This is a genomic window from Achromobacter sp. 1014246743 (genome assembly GCF_059760725.1).
Window position 1 is genome coordinate 43096 of sequence record NZ_JCBANA010000005.1, and the last position, 15885, is coordinate 58980.

Here is a 15885-nt window from a genome sequence, read left to right on the forward strand (position 1 = left end):
CGAGGCCATCATGATCAGACGTTTGCAGGCCTGGCTGATTGCGGCGCACGTTTTCGCCCTGGGCGCGGACGCCGCCGCGCAACCCACCGTCAGGTTGAACCACGACGATCTGCAAAAGCGCGCCAACGGCGTGCTGGCGATCATGTCGCTGTCCATCGTGCCGGACATCACCACCAGTTCGCTGTCGATCGGGGCGGGCGGCGGCAGCACGTCCGGGTCGACCGAATTCTTCATGACCCAGCTGGGCGGCGGCGACACGATTTCGAAGACGGTGCCCATCTACCTGGAAGGCGTGCTGGCCGCCAGCCGCTACGACCCGACCTTCATTGCGTCGCAGGGCGCCGAAACCCGCAAGATACCGACCAAATGGAACAGCGTATCGGCCACGGGCGGCATCGGCTGGGATTTCAAGCTGGCCGACGAACTGAAGCTGCGGCCGATTTTCAACGTTGCCCTGGGCAACGTCACCAGCGACCTGCGCGCGGCCAGCTGGTACGTGGGGCAAAAGACCGGACAGGACGTCAACTTCCTGGACAAGGGGTCGCTGAACGCCTACGGCCTGGGTGGCTCGCTGATGCTGGACTACGAGCATTACCGGCCGGGCTACGAAGTGGATGTGGAACTGCGCTATTCGGACATCCGCTTGAAGAGCTTCGCCAGTTCGGCCGCCGTGCAGGGCAACGCCATCGCCCAGTCGGCCAACCTGTGGGCGCGCTACCGGGCGCCCACAGGGCTGACGATGCTTCAGCGGCCGCTGCGCTACGTGCTGGAACTGACGCACTCCGAGTTCCTGGGTGACCAGCGGGGCGTGCTGGGCTTTGACCGCCTGACGTCGGTGGGCGCCGGGCTGGAACTGGATTCCAGCGCCTACAACGTCATCGTGACGCGGACCCGGCTGGTGGGCCGGTATGTGTTCGGCACGGGGGTGTCGGGGTTTTCGGTGGGGTTGGCGGTCAGTTTTTGACCCGATGGGATCGAGGGACTTGGATGCCGGTTGTAGCCCCCCGCAAAGCGCTCCGTAATTCGCATAATGTATATTATGTAAAGTAAGAATAGTGTCGAAAGAGGACGCGCCCGCCCTCAATACCGATGCCGCATCCCCACCGCATACTGCGATTGCTGCCAGGAGGCGCTGTTCCAGGCCCCCCGCATGTGGCCATAGACAACGTACAGATTGGTCCGCTTGGAAAGATCATGCACGTAGCCCAGCGAATACACCTGCTGGGCATGCGTGGCGCCCTCATTCTTGAGCACGCCGCCAGTCGGCAGGCTGGCCTGCCAGGAAGCCATCACGGTACCCACGCCTGCCTGCCAGGCCGTACCCACCATCAGGCCATGCACGGTGCTACCCGGAAAATAGACGCGCTGACCCGGCGACGGCACGGCGGGAATGGTCGACCCGTTGCGCATCACGGACCACCCGGCATAGAACGTAAAGGCCTGCAGCGAGGCACGCCCCGCCAAGGTATAGGCGTCAGGTTGCCGTGTGCCCCCTGCCCGCGCCATGGCGGCGAATGGCGCGGTGCCATCGGCCCAGCGCACGCCTTCGTAGGTGGCGGTCACCGCAAAGTCCGCTTGTTCGTAGATGAGCGCTGCGCTGTACAGCTTATTGGTGGCCGATGTCCGGAATCCGCCCGCGCCGTCGTAGTCCAGGCTGACGTCCACGCCCGCCCGCAGACCGGACCAGGACGGGCTCCAGTAGGCGACGGTATGGTCGGCGCGATTGGCGTTGTAGGGCAACAGCGTCGTTTGCGCGCCCGTGATCAGGTACGACGCCTGAAACGCATCGTAGTTGGCCAGCGTGGCGGACGATACCGAGGTCTGACGGCCCAGGCGAAGCTCGCCGAAGCCTCCCGACACGCCCACCCATGCCGCGCGGCCAAACAGGCGGCCGCCCTGCGCGGACCTGCCATTGTTGGCGAGGATGCCGCTTTCCAATTGGAAATTGGCGTGCAGGCCGCCGCCCAGATCCTCGCTGCCGCGCAGGCCCCAGCGCGATCCGGACTGCACGCCCGATTGCATGTTCAACGCCGTCCCGCGCTCTTGCGTGGAAAATCCCGCCAAGCTCAGGTCCATCACGCCATACAAGGTGACAGGCCCTTGCTGCGCGTCGGCGCCCCACGATGTCGTCAGGGCGCACAGGCCCAAGGCAACGCGACGTAATGCCATCACCGCCTCACAGATACTTGAGCCAGGCGATGTCGCGGCGCCGCGCCTTCAGGCGACCGAACCCGCGCACCGGCCAGTACAGCGCCAGCGCCAGCAACGCCGCGATCAACCACACGCCGGCCATGTCCGGCACGCCGAAATACTTGCCCTGATTCAGCCCCCAGAGGCTCTCCCCTGCCAGATACAAGCCTTTCAGCACATACAGGTGCAACAGATAGAAGAACATCGGCGCGGCGCCAAACACGCACAAGACGCGTACCCACGCGGCGGACGCAGCCCGTTCGACCAGCGCCAGCAGGCACGCGCCCAGGCCAAGCGTCAGCAACAGGAACATCAATGAAGGCGGGTACTTGGTGATGTTGAGAAAGCTCATCGCGGTATGCAGTGCGTCATCCTGCGCGACCCAGGGCTGGGCCTGCCCGTAGCCATTGAAGGCCCGCAACACCAGAAAGCCCAGCACGGCGGCAAGTCCCACGCCCAACAGGCGCCGCTGCCGCTTGAGCGCCGGCACGTCCGCCTGGAACCAGGGCCCCGCCGCGAAGCCCAGGGCGATCACGCCGATCCACGGCAGCAAGGGATACGACGTGCGCAGGCGCAAGCTGTCGCCCAGCCCGATCCAGCCACGGTCATGCAGCACCGCCCACGGCACGTGCATGGCCTCGCCCACCGCAAAATGCAGCCCGTCCAGCGCGTTGTGGCCGGCGATCAGCACAACCCCGACGACGGTCAGCGCGGCGCGGGGCAGCCACAGCAACGCGGCCAACGCCAGCATCGACAGGCCGATCACCCAGATCACCTGCAGATACACCACCGAGGGAGGAAACTGAAACGTCCACGCGAAGTTCACGACGGTGATCTCAAGCGCAACCAGGAAGGCGCCCCGCTTGGCCAGGAACGCCGCTGCCGCGCCGCGGCTGCCGGCCTTGGCACCGTACAGCCAGGCCGACAACCCCGTCAGGAACACGAACACCGGCGCACACAAGTGCGCCAGCAGGCGCGAGAAAAACAGGTCTGGCGTCGTGGCGGCCACGTCCATGGGATCGCTGACCTGATGGTGCAGGAAGAAGGTTTCGCGCACGTGGTCCAGCAACATGATGACGATGACCAGGCCGCGCAAGGCGTCGATGGAACGCAAGCGCGTACTGCTGGCCGGAGAGGGAAGGTCAAACGCGGAAGACATCGATAAAGGCTGAGAAGCAGCACCGGCCCCGGGGCGATGCCCAGCCGGCCGAACCTATTGTTGGAATGTAATAACATTCCTATTGTATCGTATGCACGCCGCGGATGGCGCATCGATCATCGGCCCTTCTCCGCCGCGACCTGCCTTGACGCGGGTCGAGCCGCACCCCGCCCCTCACAGCGCGTTCAGCGATTTCTCACGCAGGTGCCTGGCCAGGAACTCCAGCAGCGACCGCACCTTGCCCGCCATCAACCGTTGGTGCGTCATCAACGCGAACACCGGCCTGGGCGGCGTTTCCGATTGCGGCAGCAATGGCACCAGCCGGCCGGCCGCGACGTGGTCGGCGATGGCCCAGGCCGGGGCGTAGACGATGCCGGCCCCGGCCGCCGCCGCGGTGACGACGCCGTCTACCGTGTTGGACCGCATGCGCGTGCGCATCCGGACGGTCACCGGCTTGCCGGCGTCCATCAGCGTCCACATTTCTTCCGTGGCCAGGTGGCTGTAGACCAGGCCGTCGTGGTGCTGCGCCAGATCCTGCAGGCTGGCGGGCGTGCCGCGACGCGCCAGGTAGTCGGGCGATGCGCTCAGGACCCAGCGGATGGATCCCAGGCGCCGGGCGACCAGGCTGGAACTGGGCTGGTCGCCCACCAGCACGGCCAGGTCGATGCCTTCTTCCAGCAGATTCACCGGCCGGTCGAGCAAATGCAGGTCCAGCGTGACGTTGGGGTGCTGCACCAGGAACCTGGCCAGCAAGGGTTGCAGATGCACGCGGCCGTACAGCGTGGGCGCCGTGACGCGCAGGCGGCCGGACGGTTCGGCCGCTTCGATCTGCATGCTGCTTTCCAGTTCGTCCATCTCGGCCAGCAATCGCTTGGCTTCGGCGTAGTAGCGCTGGCCCGCCTCGGTCAGGCGCAGGATGCGGGTCGAGCGCACCAGCAGCCGCGTGCCCAGGCGTTCTTCCAGGGCGCTGAGATGCCGGCTGACAGACGCCAGCGAAATCCCGCTGACGCGCGCGGCGCCGCTGAGACTGCCCTGGTCGACGGCCGCCACCAGCAATGCCATGCCTTCTGTTCGGTTCACCATGCCTGCACCTTCGCCGATATCTGCCGCGGCCATCTGCAACCGCTAGCCGCTGCCGCGGTCCGCCGCCCTGTCACAGGCGCTCAGTATTTCATATCTGCAAGGCTGCTTTACAGATTTTGCTATTCCCTGCAAGGGTGGCCACTTTCATACTTGGGCCCATCTTTTTCTGCCTGCGTGTGAGTGATGTCTGCCTTCCCTGCCCCCTTCCCCACCCCGTTGACGCCTGCCAAACGCCGCTACGCGATGCTGGCGGTGTCGCTGTCGATCTCGATGGCGACGCTGGATACATCCATGACGAACACGGCGCTGCCGTCGATCGCCACGCAATTGGACGTCGGCGCGGCGAACGTCATTGGCGTGGTCACGATCTACCAGTTGGTGATGGTGGCGACGATGCTGCCGCTGGCGGCGCTGGCCGGCAAGATCGGCCATCGGCGGGTGTTCCTGCCGGCGCTGTGGCTGTTCCTGCTGGCGTCGGTGTGGTGTGGCGCGGCGCCGTCGCTGTGGGCGCTGGAAGCGGCGCGGGCCTTGCAGGGCCTGGCCGCCGCGGCGCTGATGGGCTGCAACATGGCGCTGGTCAGCGCCATCTATCCCAAGGAACAGCTCGGTCGCGGCATGGGCCTGAACGCCATGATCGCGGCGGCCTCGCTGGCGGGCGGACCGGTGCTGGCGTCCGCCATGCTGACGGTGCTGAGCTGGCATTGGCTGTTCTATGTGAACGTGCCATTTTGCCTGGTGGCGCTGGCCCTGGCCGGCGGCTATCTGCCCCGGGCGCCCGGCGACGGCAAGGCGCTGGATGCGGGCGCGGCGGTGTTGTGCGCGCTGGCCTTCGGGCTGGCGGTGATGGGCCTGGAACGCGTGGCGCAGCCGGACTGGGGCACGGCCCTGATCTGGCTGCTGGGCGTCGTGTGCTGGGCGCTGCTGTTGCGCCGCGAACGCCGCAGCGCGCACGCCATCGTGCCGCTGGACCTGCTGCGCCTGCCCTCCTTCTCTCTGGCGGTGTGGGTGTGCGTGCTGGCGTTCGCCGCCCAAGGCGCGGCGATGGTGGCGCTGCCGTTCCTGCTCAGCCAGACGCTGGGACGCGATATTGCCGAGATCGGCATGCTGATCGCACCGTGGCCGGTGATGGGCGCCTGCCTGGCGCCGTTCTCGGGCAAGTGGTCGGACCGGATTTCCGCGGGTCTGCTGGGGGTGATCGGCCTGGCGCTGCTCGCCACCGGCCTGCTGGCGGCGAGCGAACTGCCGGCCGGCGCGCCGATGTGGGCGGTGATGCTGCCGATGGCGCTGTGCGGCACGGGCTTCGGCCTGTTCCTGTCGCCCAACCAGCGCGGCATCATGTTCAGCGTGCCCGCGCATCGGGCCAGCGTGGCCAGCGGCCTGTCGGGCCTGGCCCGCCTGCTGGGGCAGACGACGGGCGCGGCGTTCGTGGCGGCGTGCTTTGTGTTCGACGCCAAGGCCGGCGCCACCTGGGCCCTGTGGGCGGCGGTGGCATTTGCCTTGGCCGGATGCCTGGCCAGCGGCCTGCTCGAACGCCATGTCCGCCAGGCGCGCCACGCCTTGACGGCGTCGTAGCGGCTGCCGACGTCAGGCCGGATGGCGTGCGAGAAAGCCCTGGATGGCGTCCAGGTAGCGCTGCGGCTGGCCCTTCCAGTCTTCGACCAGCGTGGCGGACGGTGCCAGTTGCGCCAATTCCAGCGAGACGGCGCGCGGATGCAGCGCGTCGTTGCCGCCCAGGATCAACAGCGGAATCGGATTGCGCCGCACGAAGTCGCGGCTGACGCTGAAGACGAATTCGCCGCCGAACAGGTTGTGGCGCAAGCCTTCCAGCGCGCGATCGTCGACCGCGGGGTCGCGCGCCCGCAGGGCATCGGCCCATTGGTCGAAGGACTCGCCGCGCTTGCCCTGCGCCCCGGCAATGCCGATGGGCTGTTGCAGGATGGCGGATACGACCCGATCCGGCGCCAGTTCGCACAGTTTCAACGCGAACGATGAGCCGATGCACGAGCCCAGCACATGAAAGCGCTGCACGCCCAGCGCATCCAGCAGGCCCAGGTGATCCAATGCGTAGGTCGTCCAGCCGTCGCTGGCCAGCACCGGCGCGCGCGAGCGCCCGGCATTGCGCTGGTCCGGGGCGATGACCCGGTACTGGCTGGCCAGCGCCGCGACCGGGTCCGGATACTCGCGCGGCCGGCCGTCACGGGTGACGCGCCACAGTTCGCGATGCGACAGCATGCCGCCCGGGGCCAGCGCCAGCACGGCATCGCCGTGGCCCTGGATGTCGACGTGAAGTTCGGCATTGCCGATGTGCAGGATGGGCATGGCGGCTTCGCTTGGCTTATTGCAGGGCCACGCCGCTTGCGCGCAGCAGGGCCGGAAACTTGTCGGCATCGCTGGCAATGCGGTCGGCAAAGGACTGCGGCGAGTCCGCGATGGGTTCGAAGCCGATGGCCAGCAGCCGGGCGCGGAAGTCCGGCTCGGTGACCGCCTGGTGCACCGCGCGCCAGACGTCGTGGACCACCTCCGGCGAGGTGCCGGCGGGCGCCAGCAGCCCGAACCAGCCCGTGTCGCCCTCCATTTTCAGGCCGACCTGCGCCGCCGTCGGCACCTGCGGCACGGTATCGCTGCGGTTGTCCTGCAACACCGCCAACGCGCGGACCTGGCCATTGGCGATCAGGCTGGACACCGCCGGCAAGGCCACGACGGCGGCGTCGATCTCGCCGCCCAGCAGCGCCACCACGGCCGGCCCGGCGCCCTTGTACGGCACGTGCTGCACGGTGCCCGGCACCTGTTGCTGCAGCCGCGTCAGCGCCCGGTGGTTGCTGTTGCCGTAGCCCGGCGTGCCGATATTGAGGACGTGCTGGCTGGCCGCGCGGCGCAGGCCGGCCAGGTCCTGGATGGGCGACTGCGCACGCACCACGATCACCGGCGGGGTGGCCGCCACGATGCTGATCGGCGCAAAGCTCTTGACCGGGTCGTAGTTGAGAGTGCCCTGGAACAGGGTCTGGTTGGCCACCAGCATGTCGCCCGTCAACAGCAGCGTGTAGCCGTCGGGCGCTGCGCGGGCCACCTGGTCGGCGGCGATGTTGCCGCCTGCCCCTGCCCGGTTCTCGACGATGATCGGCACATTCCACAGGGCCCCAAGGCGTTCGGCCAGGCCGCGCCCCAGCACATCCATGGCGCCGCCCGGCGCCAGCGGCAGGATCAGGCGCACCGGCTTGTCGGGAAACGCCGCGCTGGCCGGCGCCATCGCGCCCAGCAGGAAAACGACAACCAGGCCTTGCACCCGGGTCCAGAAACGAGAGACCTTCACACCGCACACTCCACGAAGCCGCGGGCGCCCGGCGCCGGTATGCGCCGGCCCGACCCCACGGAAGTGTCGAGCGCCCTCTATTTATACAGAGGGCAGACTACGCGCGGCCGCCGGTGCCGCCAACGAAGGATTCCAACTATGAATATGCGGATGCTTACCCTTTTGCCACCGCCCCGCCCGCCAGATGAGTGACAATCACGCATCGCCCTGCTCCGTCCTGACGGCCCCTCCCGTGTCTGCCCCCTCGCCTGCTTCGCGTCCGCTGGACTGGTTGAATTTCTTCGTCGCCGACGTGCGCGACGGCCTGGGCCCCTACCTGGCCATCTATCTGCTGGCCGTGCACCATTGGCGGCCGGACAGCATCGGCCTGGTCATGACCCTGTCCGGCCTGGCGGCGCTGGCCGCGCAGACCCCGGCCGGCGCGCTGGTCGACCGCACGCCGAACAAGCGCGCCTTGCTGATGGCCGCCGCCATCCTGGTGACGCTGGCCTGCATGGCCGTGCTGGTCAATGCCAGCTTTGCCTGGGTCACGTTCACGCAGTCACTGGCCGGCGTAGCGTCATCGGTCTTTGCGCCGCTGATCGCCGCCATCACGCTGGGGCTCAGCGCCCGCGGCGCCTTCACCGCGCGCATCGCGCGCAACGAGTCCTATAACCACGCCGGCAACGCCGTGGCCGCGATTCTGGCGGGCGTGCTGGCGTATTTCTGGGGCCCGGTGGCCGTGTTCTACCTGATGGCCGCGATGGCCCTGGCCAGCGTCGCCGCCGCCTTGCGCATTCCCGCAGACATCGACCTGGACCGGGCGCGCGGCCTCGCGCACGACGACCCGGCGGCCGCGCCGCAACCCGTCCCGCTGCGCCAGCTGCTTGATAATCGCCCGCTGGTGCTGCTGGCCGTCAGCTGCGCGCTGTTCCACCTGGCCAATGCCGCCATGCTGCCGCTGGTCAGCCAGAAACTGGCGCTGGCCAATCCGGCGCTGGCCACGCCCCTGACGTCTGCCTGCATCGTGGCAGCGCAGTTCGTGATGATTCCCGCCGCCATGGCCGTGGGCCGTTATGCCGACCACGTGGGCCGCAAGCCGCTCTTGCTGATCGGGTTCGCGATCCTGCCCGTGCGCGGCCTGCTGTACACGCTGTCGGACGACATGGCCTGGCTGGTCGCCGTGCAACTGCTCGACGGTATCGGCGCTGGCATCTTCGGCGCCGTGCTGCCCTTGATGGTGCTGGACCTGACCCAGGGCACCGGCCGCTTCAATGCCAGCCTGGGCGCCGTGACCACCGTGTTCGGCATCGGCGCCTCGCTCAGCAACGGGCTGGCGGGCCTGATCGTGCAACACGCCGGCTACCGCGCGGCGTTCATGGCGCTGGCGGGCATCGCCGGCCTGGCCTGCGCCGCGTTGCTGGCGCTGCGCGAAACGCGGGTGGCCGACGCCTCTCCCACGGCGCCCGCCTCGGCCTGAATCCCGACCATGCCACGCCACCTGACGGTCTTGATCCTGCTGGCCGTGACACAGGTCAACGGCTGGGGCGTGGTGGGCGTGCTGCCCGTGATTGCCGCGCCGGTCGCGGCGGATCTGGACGCCTCGGCGGCGTCGGTCTTCCTGGGCACCTCGGTCATGTATGTGGCGATGGGCCTGGCCGCACCCTGGGCGGGCCGCGCCTTCCGTGTGCACGGCACGCGCCCGGCCATGGCCGCGGGCGCCGGGCTGCTGCAACTATGCCGGATGCGGGACTTGCCTTGCCCCGCGCATGGGGTCCCCGCGTGCCCCATCGGCACGACGCGGGGCGGCTATGATGCTGCGCTGACGCAAGACCCGGGAGAACAGTTTTGTCAGATTGGAAGACGGTGCTGCACGACACCGATTGGGGTCGCCTGTTTCACGCCTATGGCGTGGCCGACGACACGCCCGGCCACCTGCGCAACCTGGCCAGCCCGCAACTCGCCCAGCGCCAGGCGGCGCTGACGCATCTGTACAGCGCGATCCTGCACCAGGGCACGATCTATTCCGCCACGCCCGCCGCGGTCGGTGTCATCACGACGCTGCTGCGCGATGCCACCGCGCGCGCCGCCCTAGACGCGGACACGATGGCCGCGCTGGCCGCCTTCCTGGGCCAGGTCGGCAGCAGCCTGAACGCGATCGAACCGCCGCAGGCCGACCCCTACCCCAGCGACGCGGATCTCGACACGCTGATTCTGCATCTGCGCGACGATGAAGACGGCGAAGACGAACAAGGTTGGGGCTCGCCGCTGATCTCGACCTTGATGTGCCACGCCTTCCTGGCGTTGCATGCGATGACAGGCGATGTGCTGTCTGCGCTGGCGCCATGTCTGTCGGACGACGACAACGAGACTCGCCGCGAAGCCGTCAACGCCGCCGCGCAATGGGGCGTGATGGCCCGGGACAGCGCCGCGGCCCAAGCTGTCGCCGCGCGCCTGCAGGCACGGTTGGACGATGGCGCCGCGCGTGATGCACGGGACGACCGCGCCGGCCTGGTCCTGGCCTTGGGCCAGCTGGGTCGCGACGTATCCCGCTGGCTGGACGATGCCGACGACGCCATCCGCGCCTGCGCCGCCTTGTTCGTGCCCGATGCGCGCGGCACGGCGATCCTGGTCACGGCCCTGACCCGCCCGGACCAGGTCGACGCCTGGTTCACGCAGCGGCCGCCATACTTTCCCATGCATACCCGCTTGACCTTGCTGGGCGCGCTGATCGAACGCCAGGTGCCCCTTGCGCAACTGCTGCCCGCGGCGCTGGCCCTGATCGCCCGGACACAGGGCGGCCTGCTCGCCAACAGCGAATGGGGCCGCATCCTGACCTTGGCCTTTCCCGACCAGGCAGCCGCCTTTCGGCCGGGCCAGCGCCCGCCGTTGCCGGCGCAGTTGTCGCCCGCGCAGCATGCCGTCTTGCTGGCCCTGCATGCGAACCCGGATCTCTGGAATCCCCGCGACGGCAATGCCGGACTGGCCCGGATGACGGTGGGCCTGCCGGATACGCGCGACACGCTGGCCGCGTATCTGGCCGCCACGCCGGTGCGCTAGGGTTGGCCACCTATTTGGCCGCCACGCCGATGCGCCAAGGTTGGTCGTCAAGGCTTGCACCCGCCGCCTTCAGGCGTATGCATGGACCGCCACGGCCCCGCCTAATCCGCCAGCAGCTTCACCGTCTGCGGGTTGTAGTTGGCGTACGCGCCGCCGCACATCGTATGCGCCTTGGCCGCCTGCGGCACGCCGGTGGTGCGCAGCGCCAGATCGCCGCCGCGCGCGCGGATTTCCCGGTAGCGCTCGGCGGCAACGGAACCGTCCGGCAGCACATACAGACGCACCTGCGGCAACGACGGCCTGCCGCCGTCCGCCTTGCTGGCCGCGCCGAACGGCGGCACCGCCACCTTCGCCTCGTGCCAGGCCGGGGCGTCCTCGCGCGTCTGCCACCGCACCGTCAGCGGCGCGTCCAGGTCCGCCACCGCGGGGCTGCTCCCGCGGGGCGGATCGCAACGCATGCCGGCCAGGCTGCGGGCCGGCCCCTGAAGATCCAGCGTCTGGCCATTGATTTCCACGCGCATCAGCGTCTGCGGCGTGTAGTTTTCCAGGCTGAAGAGCGTCAGCCCGGGGATGGCGGCCGACATCATCGCGTCTTCGGTCGTGCCGGCAAATCGCGCCAGGCCGGGCGCCACCTCGACGTGGTCGGCATAGTGAAAATACTGGTGCATCAGCAGCGCCGCCTCGCCATAGGCGAACGCGGCAACCAGCCTGGACAGGTCCGGGTACGGCAGGCGCTGCAACGGCAGATCGACCCCGGTGGGGGTGCCGTCGAAGTTGAAGTACGCGTAGCGGGTGGCGCCGGCCTTCAGGCGATCGCCGTCGTACGGAAACGTGCCGGCGGCCACGACGTCCGGGCCGGGATAGCGCCGCAGGCTGGTAAAGCCGGTCTGGGCGCCTGAAGCCGGTTCCAGCCATTGCGAGCCGCCCGATGACGACGAGGCCTGGCGGAAATCCAGCCCCAACGGGTGGCCGGCAAGATTGACGTGCGTCTCGGCGATGGCCGGATTGCCTTGGCGGAAGCGGTCCGCCCGCCCCTGGCGGATGGAATCATCAACGGGCACGATCAACACGGCCAACAGCGTCGGCAAGAACATCAGGCCATGGACGCGTGCCGGCACATTGCCCCGATCCCGCACCAGGTACACGACCCAGGTCACGACCAGCACGATGGCCGCCGGCCCGCCGAACATCACCGCGTAGCTCAACAGGGCCACCACGCCCCAGCCCAGGTTGTCGGCGGTGACGGCCACGATGCCCAGGAAGGCCAGGAAGCCCGCCAATGCAAAGGAAACGATGATGCCGAAGAGGTAGTTTCTGGTCTTCAATCGGGAAGCCCGTCGGATGATCCAACCCCGATGATACCGATCCTGCGCGCCGAGCGATGCGCGTGCGGCAGCCGCCTACCCCAGCCGCAGCGCCAGCGCCGCCAGCGTCGCCGCCAGCACCGGCAGCGTCAGCACGATGCCCACCTTGAAGTAATACCCCCAGGAAATCGTCGTGCCCTTGCGGGCCAGCACGTGCAGCCACAGCAGCGTGGCCAGGCTGCCGATGGGCGTGATCTTCGGGCCCAGGTCGCTGCCGATGACGTTGGCGTAGACCATGGCTTCCTTGACCACGCCGCTGGCCTGGCTGGCATCGATCGACAGCGCGCCCACCAGCACCGTCGGCATATTGTTCATCACCGACGACAGGAAAGCCGATATCAGGCCGGTGCCGAACGTGGCCGCCCACAGGCCCTGCCCCGCCAGCGCGTTCAGCACGTCGGCCAACAGCTGCGTCAGCCCGGCATTGCGCAGGCCGTACACGACCAGGTACATCCCCAGCGAAAACACCACGATCTGCCAGGGCGCCTCGCGCAGCACCTTGCGGGTGCTGATGACGTGCCCGCGGCCCGCCACCGCCAGCAAAATGGCCGCGCCTGCGGCCGCCACCGCGCTGACCGGCACGCCCAGCGGCTCCAGCCCGAAAAACCCCACCAGCAGCAGCGCCAGCACGACCCAACCTGCGCGGAACGTGGCGGCGTCGCGAATGGCGGCGGCCGGCGCCTTGAGCGAGGCGGCGTCATACCGCGCCGGGATGTCCCGGCGGAAATACAGCCACAACACCGCCAACGTGGCCGCGACCGCCACGACGTTCACCGGCACCATCACCGCCGCATAGCGGCCAAAACCGATGCCGAAGAAATCGGCCGACACGATGTTGACCAGGTTCGACACGATCAGCGGCAGGCTGGCCGTATCGGCAATGAAGCCGGCGGCCATCACGAAAGCCAGCGTGGCCGCGGGGCTGAAGCCCAGCGCCACCAGCATCGCCATGACGATGGGCGTCAGGATCAGCGCCGCGCCATCGTTGGCGAACAGCGCCGCCACCGCCGCGCCCAGCAGCACGATCAAGGCGAACAGCGCGTGTCCCCGGCCCCGGCCCCAGCGGGCCACGTGCAGCGCGGCCCATTCGAAAAAGCCCGCTTCGTCCAGCAGCAGGCTGATGAGGATGACGGCGATGAAGGTGGCCGTGGCGTTCCAGACGATCTGCCACACCACCGCGATGTCGGCCAGGTGCACGGCGCCCAAGGCCAGCGCCAGCGCCGCGCCCAGGCTGGCGCTCCAGCCGATGCCCAGCCCACGCGGCTGCCAGATGACCAGGACCAGGGTGAACACGAAGATGGCGATGGCGGTAAGCATGAATACGTCTGTCGAAGATGAAAAAAAGGCGCGGCCGCGGCCGGCCGGCGCCCTGTGGCGGCATGCGTGCGTCAGGCGGCCGGCGGTTCGGCGCCGATCTGCTTGAGTTCGCGCTGGATCGCGGCCTTGTCCAGCGCGGCCAGCGGCAGGTTGGCGAAGATGTTGATGCGCGCCGAGATCTGGCGGAACACCTTTTCGAAGACGCGGCGCTTGTCGTCGTCGGACCCCTGCGCGGCGGCGGGGTCTTCAAAGCCCCAATGCGCCGAGATCGGCTGGCCCGGCCAGATGGGGCAGACTTCGCCCGCGGCGTTGTCGCAGACGGTGATGATGAAATCCATCTGCGGCGCGCCCGGCACCGCGAATTCGTCCCAGCTTTTGCTGCGCAGGCGTTCCGGCGGGTAGTCCAGCACCCTCACCTTTTCCAAGGCGAACGGGTTGACGGTGCCGCCGGGGTGGCTGCCGGCGCTGTAGGCCTGGAAGCGGCCCTTGCCCAGGGTATTGAGCAGCGCTTCGGCCATGATGCTGCGGGCGGAATTGCCCGTGCACAGAAAGAGTACGTGGTAGACCTTGTCAGCCATGATGAGATAGAAGGATCAGAGGGGATCGGCGCGCCCCGCGTCGGCGGGGGCTGGGGTACCCGCCACCTGCGGCAGCACCGCGCAAGGCGCGCCGCCGCAGCAGTTGTCGGTGAGATAAGCCAGCAGGTCGGCCATCGATTCGAAGCGGGCTTCGTAGATGACGAACCGCCCTTCCTGGCGGGATTGCAACAGGCCGGCGTGCACCAGTTCCTTCAGGTGGAACGACAGCGACGACGGCGGAATGCCCGCTTTCTCGGCCAACTGGCCAGCGGGCAAACCGGCCGACCCGGCTTGCACCAGCAGACGGAACACGGTCAGGCGCGATTCGTGGGCGATCGCGGCCAGGGCTTTCACGGCATCTTTCATTTCCATAATTCGACTTTAGTGGAAATATCGAAAAGCGTAAAGTTTTAATTGTTCAACAATAGTTGTAGTATTGCTGCATGGACAAAAACACCGCTGTCACCGTCTTCGAATCGCTCGCCTCCGGCGTGCGGCTGGACATCTTCCGCCTGCTGGTACGCGCCGCACCCGCCGGCTGCGTGGCCGGCCAGATCGCCGCCGAACTCCAGCTGCCGCCCACCAACCTGTCGTTTCACCTGAAAGCGCTGACCCAGGCCGGCCTGCTGACCGTCGAACAGGAAGGCCGCTACATGCGCTACCGCGCCAATACCGACCTGATGTTCGGGCTGGTCGAGTACCTGACGGCCGAATGCTGCAGCGGTGTGGCGTGCGCCCCGCTGCCGGCCGACCCGGACCTGCCGGCATGACCGCCCACCCCACCCGCCGCGCCGACGTCGTCATCATCGGCGCCGGCCAAAGCGCGCTGGCCACGGCCTACTTCGCCAGACGGCACGCGCTTGATGTCGCCCTGCTGGACGCCCGCCCGCAACCAGGCGGCGCCTGGCGCGAGGCCTGGGATTCGCTGCGGCTGTTTTCTCCCGCGCAATGGAGCTCGCTGCCGGGCTGGCCCATGCCTGCGACACCCGGCTATCCGTCGCGCGATCACGTCGTGGACTACCTGACCCGCTACGAAGCCCGCTACGGTTTCGCCGTGCACCGGCCGGTGCAGGTGCAGGCCGTGCAGCGGCAAAACGGTGGCTTCCTCATCCAGACAGACCAGGGCCCGTGGCACAGCCGCGCGGTGATCAGCGCCACCGGCACCTGGAGCAAACCCTTCGTGCCCGCCATCGACGGCGCGTCCACCTTTCGCGGCACGCAGACCCATTCGGCCCATTACCGTTCGCCGGCCCCTTACGCGGGCCAGCGCGTGCTGGTCGTGGGCGGCGGCAATTCCGGTGCGCAGATCCTGGCCGAGCTTTCGCAGACGGCCCACGTCACCTGGGTCACGCAGGCGCCGCCACAATTCCTGCCGGACGAGGTGGACGGCCGCGTGCTGTTCGAACGCGCCACGCTGCGCTGGCAGGCCATGCAGCAAGGCCGGCCGGCCGACGACCTGCCCGGCGGTTTCGGCGACATCGTCATGGTGCCGCCGGTGCGCGAGGCGCGCGACCGCGGCGTGCTGCACGCCGTGCGGCCCTTCGTGCGCTTCACCCCCAGCGGCGTCGTCTGGCCCGACGGCCACGAATCCGAGGTCGATGCCGTGATCTGGTGCACGGGTTTCCAGCCCGCGCTGGACCCGCTGGCGCCGCTGGGCGTGCTGGCCGCCGACGGCAAGATCGCCCTGGACGGCACGCGGGCAGCCGCCGTGCCGGGCCTGTGGCTGGTCGGCTATGGCGAATGGACCGGCTTCGCGTCCGCCACGCTGATCGGCATTTTGCGTACCGCCAAATCCACGGCCGCCGACGTCGCCGCCTTCCTCCAAGACGCCCCTACCCCCTGACC

The 15885-nt window shown here is 68.5% G+C and carries 15 protein-coding genes; 6 read left to right on the forward strand and 9 right to left on the reverse strand.

Annotated elements, in window-relative coordinates; all coding sequences use genetic code 11:
• Positions 1-10 precede the first annotated feature (10 nt).
• Positions 11-964: a hypothetical protein gene (locus AC6LJ2_RS03555; protein ID WP_498150794.1), complete on the forward strand. Its 954-nt coding sequence runs from the start codon at positions 11-13 to the stop codon at positions 962-964.
• A 116-nt stretch (positions 965-1080) separates the two neighbouring features.
• On the opposite strand, the gene AC6LJ2_RS03560 is transcribed toward AC6LJ2_RS03555, so the two are convergent.
• From AC6LJ2_RS03560 to AC6LJ2_RS03570, 3 genes are all read right to left on the reverse strand, one after another.
• The gene (locus AC6LJ2_RS03560; RefSeq protein WP_498150795.1) at positions 1081-2169 is read right to left on the reverse strand and encodes a porin; all 1089 of its coding nucleotides are present in this window, start codon (positions 2167-2169) and stop codon (positions 1081-1083) included.
• Between the two features lie 7 nt (positions 2170-2176).
• On the reverse strand, positions 2177-3349 hold the full coding sequence (locus AC6LJ2_RS03565; RefSeq protein ID WP_445659046.1) for an acetyltransferase domain-containing protein: 1173 nt from the start codon (positions 3347-3349) through the stop codon (positions 2177-2179).
• 174 nt (positions 3350-3523) lie between these two features.
• Positions 3524-4432 (reverse strand): LysR family transcriptional regulator, encoded by a 909-nt coding sequence (locus AC6LJ2_RS03570; RefSeq protein WP_445659045.1) that lies wholly within the window; start codon positions 4430-4432, stop codon positions 3524-3526.
• Positions 4433-4615: 183 nt separating this feature from the next.
• On the opposite strand from AC6LJ2_RS03570, the gene AC6LJ2_RS03575 reads away from it, so the two are divergent.
• Positions 4616-6004, forward strand: a complete 1389-nt coding sequence (locus tag AC6LJ2_RS03575) for an MFS transporter (RefSeq protein WP_498150796.1) — start codon at positions 4616-4618, stop codon at positions 6002-6004.
• 12 nt (positions 6005-6016) lie between these two features.
• On the opposite strand, the gene AC6LJ2_RS03580 is transcribed toward AC6LJ2_RS03575, so the two are convergent.
• Positions 6017-6751, reverse strand: a complete 735-nt coding sequence (locus AC6LJ2_RS03580) for an alpha/beta fold hydrolase (protein ID WP_445659043.1) — start codon at positions 6749-6751, stop codon at positions 6017-6019.
• Positions 6752-6767: 16 nt separating this feature from the next.
• Positions 6768-7742, reverse strand: a complete 975-nt coding sequence (locus AC6LJ2_RS03585) for a Bug family tripartite tricarboxylate transporter substrate binding protein (protein WP_498150797.1) — start codon at positions 7740-7742, stop codon at positions 6768-6770.
• A gap of 232 nt (positions 7743-7974) precedes the next feature.
• Between AC6LJ2_RS03585 and AC6LJ2_RS03590 the strand changes: the two genes are divergently transcribed.
• A complete protein-coding gene (locus AC6LJ2_RS03590; protein WP_498150798.1) occupies positions 7975-9201 on the forward strand; it encodes an MFS transporter in 1227 nt (408 codons plus the stop codon).
• A 368-nt stretch (positions 9202-9569) separates the two neighbouring features.
• Positions 9570-10781 (forward strand): hypothetical protein, encoded by a 1212-nt coding sequence (locus tag AC6LJ2_RS03595; protein ID WP_498150799.1) that lies wholly within the window; start codon positions 9570-9572, stop codon positions 10779-10781.
• Positions 10782-10882: 101 nt separating this feature from the next.
• Here AC6LJ2_RS03595 and AC6LJ2_RS03600 read toward each other — a convergent pair whose 3' ends face one another.
• The 4 genes from AC6LJ2_RS03600 to AC6LJ2_RS03615 all read right to left on the reverse strand — a co-directional run bounded on the left by AC6LJ2_RS03600 (position 10883) and on the right by AC6LJ2_RS03615 (position 14412).
• Positions 10883-12106, reverse strand: coding sequence for a hypothetical protein (locus AC6LJ2_RS03600; protein ID WP_498150800.1), 1224 nt, complete (start codon positions 12104-12106; stop codon positions 10883-10885).
• 75 nt (positions 12107-12181) lie between these two features.
• Complete coding sequence (locus tag AC6LJ2_RS03605; RefSeq protein WP_263914557.1) at positions 12182-13462, reverse strand: arsenic transporter; 1281 nt, start codon at positions 13460-13462, stop codon at positions 12182-12184.
• A gap of 71 nt (positions 13463-13533) precedes the next feature.
• The gene (locus AC6LJ2_RS03610; RefSeq protein ID WP_498150801.1) at positions 13534-14040 is read right to left on the reverse strand and encodes an arsenate reductase ArsC; all 507 of its coding nucleotides are present in this window, start codon (positions 14038-14040) and stop codon (positions 13534-13536) included.
• A 15-nt stretch (positions 14041-14055) separates the two neighbouring features.
• Entirely contained in the window at positions 14056-14412 is a 357-nt protein-coding gene (locus AC6LJ2_RS03615) for a metalloregulator ArsR/SmtB family transcription factor (RefSeq protein ID WP_263914554.1), read from the reverse strand.
• A gap of 71 nt (positions 14413-14483) precedes the next feature.
• Between AC6LJ2_RS03615 and AC6LJ2_RS03620 the strand changes: the two genes are divergently transcribed.
• Both AC6LJ2_RS03620 and AC6LJ2_RS03625 read left to right on the forward strand, forming a co-directional pair.
• Positions 14484-14810 carry an ArsR/SmtB family transcription factor gene (locus AC6LJ2_RS03620; protein WP_498150802.1) on the forward strand — a complete coding sequence of 109 codons (327 nt, stop codon included), beginning with the start codon at positions 14484-14486 and terminating at the stop codon, positions 14808-14810.
• Positions 14807-15883, forward strand: a complete 1077-nt coding sequence (locus AC6LJ2_RS03625) for an ArsO family NAD(P)H-dependent flavin-containing monooxygenase (protein ID WP_498150803.1) — start codon at positions 14807-14809, stop codon at positions 15881-15883. The genes AC6LJ2_RS03620 and AC6LJ2_RS03625 overlap by 4 nt, the downstream gene beginning before the upstream one ends.
• Positions 15884-15885: the final 2 nt, after the last annotated feature.

Coding starts and splice junctions, on each gene's coding strand:
- AC6LJ2_RS03570 (WP_445659045.1), bottom strand. CDS start 4,432: ATGGTGAACCGAACAGAAGGCATGGCATTGCTGGTGGCGGCCGTCGAC.
- AC6LJ2_RS03620 (WP_498150802.1), top strand. CDS start 14,484: ATGGACAAAAACACCGCTGTCACCGTCTTCGAATCGCTCGCCTCCGGC.
- AC6LJ2_RS03610 (WP_498150801.1), bottom strand. CDS start 14,040: ATGGCTGACAAGGTCTACCACGTACTCTTTCTGTGCACGGGCAATTCC.
- AC6LJ2_RS03575 (WP_498150796.1), top strand. CDS start 4,616: ATGTCTGCCTTCCCTGCCCCCTTCCCCACCCCGTTGACGCCTGCCAAA.
- AC6LJ2_RS03615 (WP_263914554.1), bottom strand. CDS start 14,412: ATGGAAATGAAAGATGCCGTGAAAGCCCTGGCCGCGATCGCCCACGAA.
- AC6LJ2_RS03560 (WP_498150795.1), bottom strand. CDS start 2,169: ATGGCATTACGTCGCGTTGCCTTGGGCCTGTGCGCCCTGACGACATCG.
- AC6LJ2_RS03565 (WP_445659046.1), bottom strand. CDS start 3,349: ATGTCTTCCGCGTTTGACCTTCCCTCTCCGGCCAGCAGTACGCGCTTG.
- AC6LJ2_RS03625 (WP_498150803.1), top strand. CDS start 14,807: ATGACCGCCCACCCCACCCGCCGCGCCGACGTCGTCATCATCGGCGCC.
- AC6LJ2_RS03555 (WP_498150794.1), top strand. CDS start 11: ATGATCAGACGTTTGCAGGCCTGGCTGATTGCGGCGCACGTTTTCGCC.
- AC6LJ2_RS03605 (WP_263914557.1), bottom strand. CDS start 13,462: ATGCTTACCGCCATCGCCATCTTCGTGTTCACCCTGGTCCTGGTCATC.
- AC6LJ2_RS03580 (WP_445659043.1), bottom strand. CDS start 6,751: ATGCCCATCCTGCACATCGGCAATGCCGAACTTCACGTCGACATCCAG.